The sequence below is a fragment of the Streptomyces sp. WELS2 genome, from assembly GCF_013870595.1.
Lineage (GTDB): Bacteria > Actinomycetota > Actinomycetes > Streptomycetales > Streptomycetaceae > Streptomyces.
In genome coordinates, this window is record NZ_JACBWZ010000253.1 from 1 (window position 1) to 7772 (window position 7772).

8 protein-coding genes are annotated in these 7772 nt (G+C 71.3%); 3 read left to right on the forward strand and 5 right to left on the reverse strand.

Annotated features, from left to right (window positions below; translation table 11 throughout):
- Positions 1–344 precede the first annotated feature (344 nt).
- Complete coding sequence (locus H5J33_RS16660; protein ID WP_258565155.1) at positions 345–1025, reverse strand: bifunctional 2-polyprenyl-6-hydroxyphenol methylase/3-demethylubiquinol 3-O-methyltransferase UbiG; 681 nt, start codon at positions 1023–1025, stop codon at positions 345–347.
- A 205-nt stretch (positions 1026–1230) separates the two neighbouring features.
- On the opposite strand from H5J33_RS16660, the gene H5J33_RS16665 reads away from it, so the two are divergent.
- Positions 1231–1569 (forward strand): DUF6343 family protein, encoded by a 339-nt coding sequence (locus H5J33_RS16665; protein ID WP_181795696.1) that lies wholly within the window; start codon positions 1231–1233, stop codon positions 1567–1569.
- A 24-nt stretch (positions 1570–1593) separates the two neighbouring features.
- Here H5J33_RS16665 and H5J33_RS16670 read toward each other — a convergent pair whose 3' ends face one another.
- The 3 genes from H5J33_RS16670 to H5J33_RS16680 all read right to left on the reverse strand — a co-directional run bounded on the left by H5J33_RS16670 (position 1594) and on the right by H5J33_RS16680 (position 3647).
- Positions 1594–1974 (reverse strand): M48 family metallopeptidase, encoded by a 381-nt coding sequence (locus H5J33_RS16670; protein WP_181795697.1) that lies wholly within the window; start codon positions 1972–1974, stop codon positions 1594–1596.
- A 49-nt stretch (positions 1975–2023) separates the two neighbouring features.
- Positions 2024–2638, reverse strand: coding sequence for a dephospho-CoA kinase (gene coaE, locus H5J33_RS16675; protein ID WP_181795698.1), 615 nt, complete (start codon positions 2636–2638; stop codon positions 2024–2026).
- Between the two features lie 70 nt (positions 2639–2708).
- Positions 2709–3647, reverse strand: a complete 939-nt coding sequence (locus tag H5J33_RS16680) for a PAC2 family protein (RefSeq protein WP_181795699.1) — start codon at positions 3645–3647, stop codon at positions 2709–2711.
- A 194-nt stretch (positions 3648–3841) separates the two neighbouring features.
- Here H5J33_RS16680 and H5J33_RS16685 point away from each other — a divergent pair, with 194 nt between their 5' ends.
- Entirely contained in the window at positions 3842–4801 is a 960-nt protein-coding gene (locus tag H5J33_RS16685) for a right-handed parallel beta-helix repeat-containing protein (protein WP_181795700.1), read from the forward strand.
- A gap of 99 nt (positions 4802–4900) precedes the next feature.
- Here H5J33_RS16685 and rpsA read toward each other — a convergent pair whose 3' ends face one another.
- The gene (gene rpsA / locus H5J33_RS16690) at positions 4901–6397 is read right to left on the reverse strand and encodes a 30S ribosomal protein S1 (RefSeq protein ID WP_181795701.1); all 1497 of its coding nucleotides are present in this window, start codon (positions 6395–6397) and stop codon (positions 4901–4903) included.
- Positions 6398–6686: 289 nt separating this feature from the next.
- Here rpsA and H5J33_RS16695 point away from each other — a divergent pair, with 289 nt between their 5' ends.
- Positions 6687–7523 (forward strand): class I SAM-dependent methyltransferase, encoded by an 837-nt coding sequence (locus tag H5J33_RS16695; protein ID WP_181795702.1) that lies wholly within the window; start codon positions 6687–6689, stop codon positions 7521–7523.
- Positions 7524–7772: the final 249 nt, after the last annotated feature.

A 7772-nucleotide genomic window follows, 5' to 3' on the forward strand; every position in this document is an offset into this window, starting at 1 on the left:
CGTGGCGGGCAGGAGGGTACGGGCTGAAGCGGCGGCTCGGTACCGGCGGCGAACCCGACGGCATCGGCGGTCCTCCCACACGACTGCTGAGCTGACGGGCCCGGCGGTAACCCCACGGCCGGGGCTTCCGCGGACCGGGCGGCGCCCCCAGGGCCGGTGAGTCCACGGGCCCAAGGGTCACCGCACGGACGGCCCGGGCCACGCCCCAAAGCCCGTGAGCCCACCGGCCGGGGCGGACGCCTCCCCATCCGTCGGCCCGGCCGACGCGACCTCCAAGCCCGCGTGACCACGCCGGCCAGTTCAAGCGATCCCATGGTGTGCACCGGCCCGCCGCCCCAGACCGGTCACCCCACCGGCACCGCCCTCACCCATATCCCGTCCGGGGTCAGATACCTGTCGACCCTCAGGCCCGCCTCCGCCAGGGCCGACTCGAACTGTTCCTTGGTCAGGGGCCTGGAGAGGAAGGTCTGGGTCCAGACCGCGTCCGGGAACACATACTCGGCGTGGACCGAGTGCACGTCCTCCCCGGCCGGCTCGACCGAGGTGATCCGGACGGTGAAGCCGCTCGGGTCGACCCGCTCTCTGGGCACGTTGGTGTGGTAGTCGGAGCCCTCCCGCTGGATGAGCACGCAGCCGCCCTCCGCCACATGCCGGGCGCAGGTACGCAGCAGGCCTCGGCGCACCTCCTCGTCACCGGCGTGCACCAGGAACGACGCGAGCATCACCGCGTCGAACGTCTCGCCGAGGTCGAGGGTCTCGATGGGACCGCATATCGTGCGCGCCCCGCGCACCCGGGCCAGCATGGCGGCGGACTCGTCCACCGCCGTGACCGTGAAGCCGCGCTCCAGCAGTGCGTGGGTCACCCGGCCGACCCCGCTGCCCAGCTCCAGGATGTGCGCTCCGGCCGGCACCGCGGCGGCGATGACGTCCGGTTCGTCCCCCACCGGCAGCCGTGCGTACAGCTCGACCGCGCAGCCGTCCGGGGTGATCACCCCAGGCCCCGTGCCCCCGTATCCCTCACGCATCCCGATCTTCATGCCCGGACAACGGCCCACGCCCGTACGCCCGTTCCCCTGCTGCCCTGATTCACTCCTTCGAGTTATTCAGGCCGGAACGGGAACCATCCGCGCCCGACCTGCCGGCCGCCACCACCCCGCGGATGCCCGGCCGAGCCGAGTGGTGGTGCGGACCGGGGCCGAAGAGTACGTTGCAAGGAGGAGTGATGGTCCGATGCGTACGGGCAGTGAACCGGCGACCGCGCGCAGTGCCCTGCGGGCGCGGTTCTGGCTGAGCCTGTGGGGGCTGGGCTGGACGGCCCTCGGCACGGTGGCCTTCGCGCTGGCCGGGCGGCCCGGCTGGGCGGCGGCGTGCGCGGCGCTGTGGCTGGTGACCACCGTCGACCTGGCCGTGATCATGCGGCACATCCGGCAGGGCCCGCACTACCAGCCGGGCCGCGACGTACCGCCGTACCAGCCGCCGGAGGACGGGCCACCGTACCCGGGCCCGCCGAGGCACCGCCCTCCGGGCGGACGGCCGTACCGCCGGTGGCCCGGCCCCCGGCATCCCTGAGCGGGACGGGCACCCGCCCGGGCGTCACGCGTCGAAGCGCGCCGCCTCCAGGTACCGCGGGTTGGGGTCCAGCGCGGCGGCCAGCCGGAAGTGCCGCTTGGCCTGGTCGGGACGGCCCTGGCGTTCGTAGGTGCGGGCCAGGGCGAAGTGGGCGAACGCGTTGTCCGGCTCGCGTTCCAGCACGATGGTGAACTCCAGCTCGGCGGGACGCAGTTGGGCCGCGGCGAAGAAGGCACGCGCGCGCAGCAGCCGGGCCGCCGTGTTCTCGGGGTGCGCGGCGATGACTCCGTCGAGCAGCTTCACCGCGCCCCGCGGGTCCCGCGCGTTGAGCAGTTGCTCGGCGGCACGGAAGTCGATGACATGCGTTTCCGGAGTACGTCCGGTGGAACCGCTGGTCTCGGGCACGGCTGAGTCCTTCCCTTGCTCCAGCGGTTCAACGCCCCGGAGCGGTCGGCTATTCCGCGCCGGCGCTCCCCCGCGCCCGGCGGGCGAGATCGGCCCACACCTCGGCGACCCGCTCGCGCAACGCGTCCAGGGGGACGTCGTTGTCGATGACGATGTCCGCGATCTCCCGGCGCTGCTCGCGCGTCGCCTGCGCGGCCATACGCGCGCGTGCGTCCTCCTCGGTCATCCCGCGCAGCCGTACCAGCCGGTCGAGCTGCGTCGTCGGGCTCGCGTCCACGACGATCACGACGTCGTAGAGCGGTGCGAGGCCGTTCTCGGTGAGCAGGGGGACGTCGTGGACCACCACGGCGTCCTCGGGCACCGCGCTCTCCAGCTCGCGGGAGCGGTCCCGGACCAGAGGGTGCACGATCGCGTTGAGGACGGCGAGCTTCTCCGGGTCGGCGAACACGATGGAGCCGAGCCGGGGCCGGTCCAGGCCGCCGTCGGCGGCGAGGACGTCCGGGCCGAAGGCCTCGACCACGGCGGCGAGGCCGGGGGTGCCCGGCGCCACGACCTCGCGTGCGACGCGGTCCGCGTCGATCAGGACGGCCCCGTGCTCCACGAGCAGCCGCGACACCTCGCTCTTGCCGGCGCCGATCCCGCCGGTCAGGCCCACTGTCAGCATGAGCGGAAGCCTAGACGCCCGGCCAGGGGGCCGTTGCGGCAGGTGCCCGCCGGCAGCCCGCTCCCCCGCCTCAGCCGTCGCCCTCCCGCTCCGCCAGGAACTTCTCGAACTCCCGCCCGATCTCGTCGGCCGACGGGATATCCACGGGCTCGGCCAGCATGTTGCCCCGGGTCTCGGCACCCGCCGCCGCGTCGTACTGGTGCTCGAGTCCCTGGACCAGCGCGGTCAGTTCCTCGTCGCCCTCCCGGATCTGCCGGTCGATCTCGGTCTGGGTGCGGTGGGCGTCCGTGCGCAGCGCGTGGGCCACGCCGGGCAGCACCAGGCCGGTGGCGGCCGTGACGGCCTCCAGGACGGTCAGCGCGGCGTCCGGGTACGGGGAGCGGGCGATGTAGTGCGGGACGTGCGCGGCGACGCCCAGGACGTCGTGGCCGGCCTCCATGAGGCGGTACTCGACCAGCGACTCGGCGCTGCCGGGCACCTGTGCCTCGTCGAAGGGGCTGCGGTGGCCGGGGACGAGGTCGGTGCGGTTGCCGTGCGGGGTCAGGCCCACCGGGCGGGTGTGCGGGACGCCCATGGGGATGCCGTGGAAGTTCACGGACAGGCGCACGCCGAGCCGTTCCACGATCTGGCGCACCGCCGCCGCGAACCGCTCCCACTCCACGTCCGGTTCGGGGCCGGACAGCAGCAGGAAGGGGGCACCGGTGGTGTCCTGGACGAGGTGTACCTCGATGGCCGGGGTCTCGTAGCCGGTCCAGCGGTCCCGCTTGAAGGTCAGCAGGGGCCGGCGGGCCCGGTAGTCCACGAGCCGGTCGTGGTCGAACCGTGCCACGACCTGGTGGGGCAGTGAGTCGAGCAGCCGGTCGACGATCTGGTCACCGGTCTCGCCCGCGTCGATGTATCCGTCGAAGTGGTAGAGCATGACAAGGCCGGCCGACTCCTGGGCGAGCGCCATGTCCACCACGGCGAGGCCCTTCGGCTCCCATGCGTACAAACCTTGCGGATCAAGCACTGTGACCGCTCCTCCTCGTGTTCGTCATGGACAACGCGCCCCGGAACAGCGGAATTCCCGCCACCCGCGGCTCGTCGGGGATCTCCTGCGGGGCGATGCCTTGACGACCCGTCACTTGGTCCGTACCTTCACGGGCGTCGAGTTCACGGTGAAGATCGCCGTTCACGTAGGGGACTCACGGGAAGGCACCTCCGATGCGCATACGCACGCCGCTCACCTCCCTGCTCGCCACCGCTCTCGCCGCCGGCGGCCTGGCCGCGTCCACCGGACCGGCCACGGCCGCCGGCACCGTCGAGGTCACGACCGCCGCCCAGCTGAAGACCGCGCTCGCCGCCGCCCGGCCCGGTGACACGATCCACCTGGCGGACGGCACCTACACCGGCAACTTCAAGGCGACCACCCCGGCCACGGCCTCCGCCCGCATCACCCTGACCGGCTCCCCGGGCGCCGTGCTCACCGCCGGCGGCGGCTACGGACTGCACCTGAACGGCGCCTCCTACTGGACGGTCGGCGGTCTGACCGTGACCGGCGGCCAGAAGGGCATCGTGGTCGACGCGGCCAGGGGCGTCGTCCTGGACGGTGTCACGGTGCACGGCCTGGACATGGAGGGCGTGCACTTCCGCGACTCCAGCGCGGACGGCGTGATCGAGAACTCGAGGATCTACGACACCGGGAACGACGGCCGGGGCATGGGCGAGGGCGTGTACGTGGGCACCGCGAACACGCTGTCCGACCGGAGCGACCGCGTGCTGATCCTGAACAACACGATCGGCCCGGACGTGGGCGGCGAGAACGTCGACATCAAGGAGGGCACGACCGGCGCGCGGATCGTCGGCAACACCTTCGACGGCAGCGGTCTGACGGGTGCCAACTACGACGACTCCTGGGTCGACGTGAAGGGCAACGACGTCCTAGTCCAGGACAACACCGGCACCGCCACCACCAATGACGGCTACCAGACCCACACCCAGCAGTCCGGCTGGGGCTGCGGCACGGTCTTCAAGGGCAACAAGTCGGCTCTGACGGGCGCGACCGGCGCGACCCGCCTGGCGATCGACGTCACCAACTACAGCGCCACCTGCCCGGCCACGGTCTACGGCACCAACACGGTGACGGACGGCAAGGGCCTGACCAACATCCCGGTCACTCCCTGAGGCGGGGGCCGGCCGCGCCCGCCCCGGAAAACCCTGAGGGGCCGCACCTCGGAAGGTACGGCCCCTCAGCCACTATCGGCTAAGCCTCAGCGGCTGCGATCAGCTCTGGCCGCCGGCCAGCTTCTCGCGCAGCGCGGCCAGCGCCTCGTCCGAGGCCAGCGCGCCGGAGGTGTCCGCACCCTCGGAGGAGTACGAACCGCCACCCGCGGCCGGAGCCGCACCGGCGGCGTCGCCACCCTCGGCAGCGGCCTGGGCGTCCGCCTCGCGGGACTTGATGACCTGCTGCTGGTGCTGCTCGAAGCGGGTCTGCGCCTCGGCGTACTGGCGCTCCCACTCCTCGCGCTGCTTCTCGTAGCCCGGCAGCCAGTCGTTGGTCTCCGGGTCGAAGCCCTCGGGGTAGATGTAGTTGCCCTGGTCGTCGTAGGACGCGGCCATGCCGTACAGGGTCGGGTCGAACTCGACCGCCGTCGGGTCGGCACCGAAGGACTCGTTGGCCTGCTTCAGCGAGAGGCTGATGCGGCGACGCTCGAGGTCGATGTCGATGACCTTGACGAAGATCTCGTCGTTGACCTGGACGACCTGCTCCGGGATCTCCACGTGGCGCTCGGCCAGCTCGGAGATGTGGACCAGACCCTCGATGCCCTCGTCCACGCGGACGAACGCACCGAACGGTACCAGCTTCGTGACCTTGCCGGGCACGACCTGGCCGATCTGGTGGGTGCGGGCGAACTGCTGCCACGGGTCTTCCTGGGTCGCCTTCAGCGACAGGGAGACGCGCTCGCGGTCCATGTCGACGTCGAGGACCTCGACGGTGACCTCCTGGCCGACCTCGACGACCTCGGACGGGTGGTCGATGTGCTTCCAGGACAGCTCGGAGACGTGGACCAGACCGTCGACGCCACCCAGGTCCACGAAGGCACCGAAGTTGACGATCGAGGAGACCACACCGGAACGGACCTGACCCTTCTGGAGGGTCGTGAGGAACGTCTGGCGGACCTCGGACTGGGTCTGCTCCAGCCAGGCACGGCGGGACAGGACCACGTTGTTGCGGTTCTTGTCCAGCTCGATGATCTTGGCCTCGAGCTCCTTGCCGACGTACGGCTGGAGGTCGCGGACACGGCGCATCTCGACCAGGGAGGCCGGCAGGAAGCCACGGAGGCCGATGTCGAGGATGAGACCACCCTTGACGACCTCGATGACGGTACCGGTGACGATGCCGTCCTCTTCCTTGATCTTCTCGATGGTGCCCCAGGCACGCTCGTACTGGGCGCGCTTCTTCGAGAGGATCAGGCGGCCTTCCTTGTCCTCCTTCTGGAGGACCAGGGCCTCGATCTCGTCGCCGACGGCCACGACCTCGTTCGGGTCGACGTCGTGCTTGATCGAGAGCTCGCGGCTCGGGATGACACCTTCGGTCTTGTAACCGATGTCGAGCAGGACCTCGTCCCGGTCGACCTTCACGATGACGCCGTCGACGATGTCGCCGTCGTTGAAGTACTTGATCGTCTCGTCGATCGCTGCGAGGAATGCTTCCTCGTTACCGATGTCGTTGACCGCTACCTGCGGGGTGGTGGCGGTGGTCTCGGTGCTGCTCGTCATGTGGGAAAGGGCTCCGGTACGGACATTGAAGTCGTAGGTACTGCTTACGCCGGGAGCCCGTTTCGCTCTGCAGAAGCCGGACAGCCAAGGAAGCGCCTCACCATCGCTGGTGTTGGCGCCTCGACAACCGAGGGGACATACAACAGATGCGAGCGCAGCCTGCTACGTCTGAGGTGCGCAGGCCCGCAGCGCAACTTGTAGCATACGGGGGCAGCCGGACAGGGTCAATGCGAACCCTCCCGCGGGGCCCCTCCGGCAGGCTGGACGGAAGAGTACGACGAGGGAGCCGATCATCCAAGAGCCGGAAACGTACGACCCCGGGCGGCCCGAAGGGTTCGAGCCGGAGGCCACCCGGCGTGACGCGGACGTCACGGAAAGCTCACGCGCCAATCGCGGCTGGTGGGACCGGAACGCGGACGAGTACCAGACCGAGCACGGCACCTTCCTCGGCGACGACCGCTTCGTGTGGGGCCCGGAGGGCCTGGACGAGGCGGAGGCCGGGCTGCTCGGCCCGCTGGAGGAGCTGAAGGGCAGGGACGTCCTGGAGATCGGCGCGGGCGCGGCGCAGTGCGCGCGCTGGCTGGCCGCCCAGGGCGCGCGGCCGGTGGCCCTGGACCTCTCGCACCGCCAGCTCCAGCACGCGCTGCGCATCGGCGGCGCCTTCCCGCTGGTCTGCGCCGACGCCGGCGCGCTGCCCTTCACGGACGGCTCCTTCGACCTGGCGTGCTCCGCGTACGGGGCGCTGCCGTTCGTGGCCGACCCGGGGCTGGTGCTGCGCGAGGTGCACCGGGTGCTGCGGCCGGGCGGGCGGTTCGTGTTCTCGGTGACGCATCCGATCCGCTGGGCGTTCCCGGACGAGCCGGGCCCCGAGGGCCTGTCGGTGTCCGCGTCCTACTTCGACCGCACGCCCTACGTGGAGCAGGACGAGCAGGGCCGCGCGGTGTACGTGGAGCACCACCGGACGCTCGGCGACCGGGTGCGGGACGTCGTGGCGTCCGGCTTCCGGCTGGTGGACCTGGTGGAGCCGGAGTGGCCGGCGTGGAACACCTCCGAGTGGGGCGGCTGGTCGCCCCTGCGCGGGAACCTGATCCCGGGCACGGCGATCTTCGTGTGCGAGCGGGACTGAAGCCGTCCGAAAACCGCCCGCGGGAGTCGTCCGGTCACCCGGCGTGTTCATGCGGCCCCCACGCGCGCGTGGGGGCCGTTTTCCCGTCTACGGCACTGGTTTCCCGTCGTACGACACTGGGGGCGTGATCCGTTACGACGCTCTGGACGCGCTGCCCGTGCGCTCCGCCCTGCCCGCCCTGACCGACGCCCTGGAGGGTGAGGGGACCGCCGTGCTGGTGGCGCCGCCCGGCACCGGCAAGACGACGCT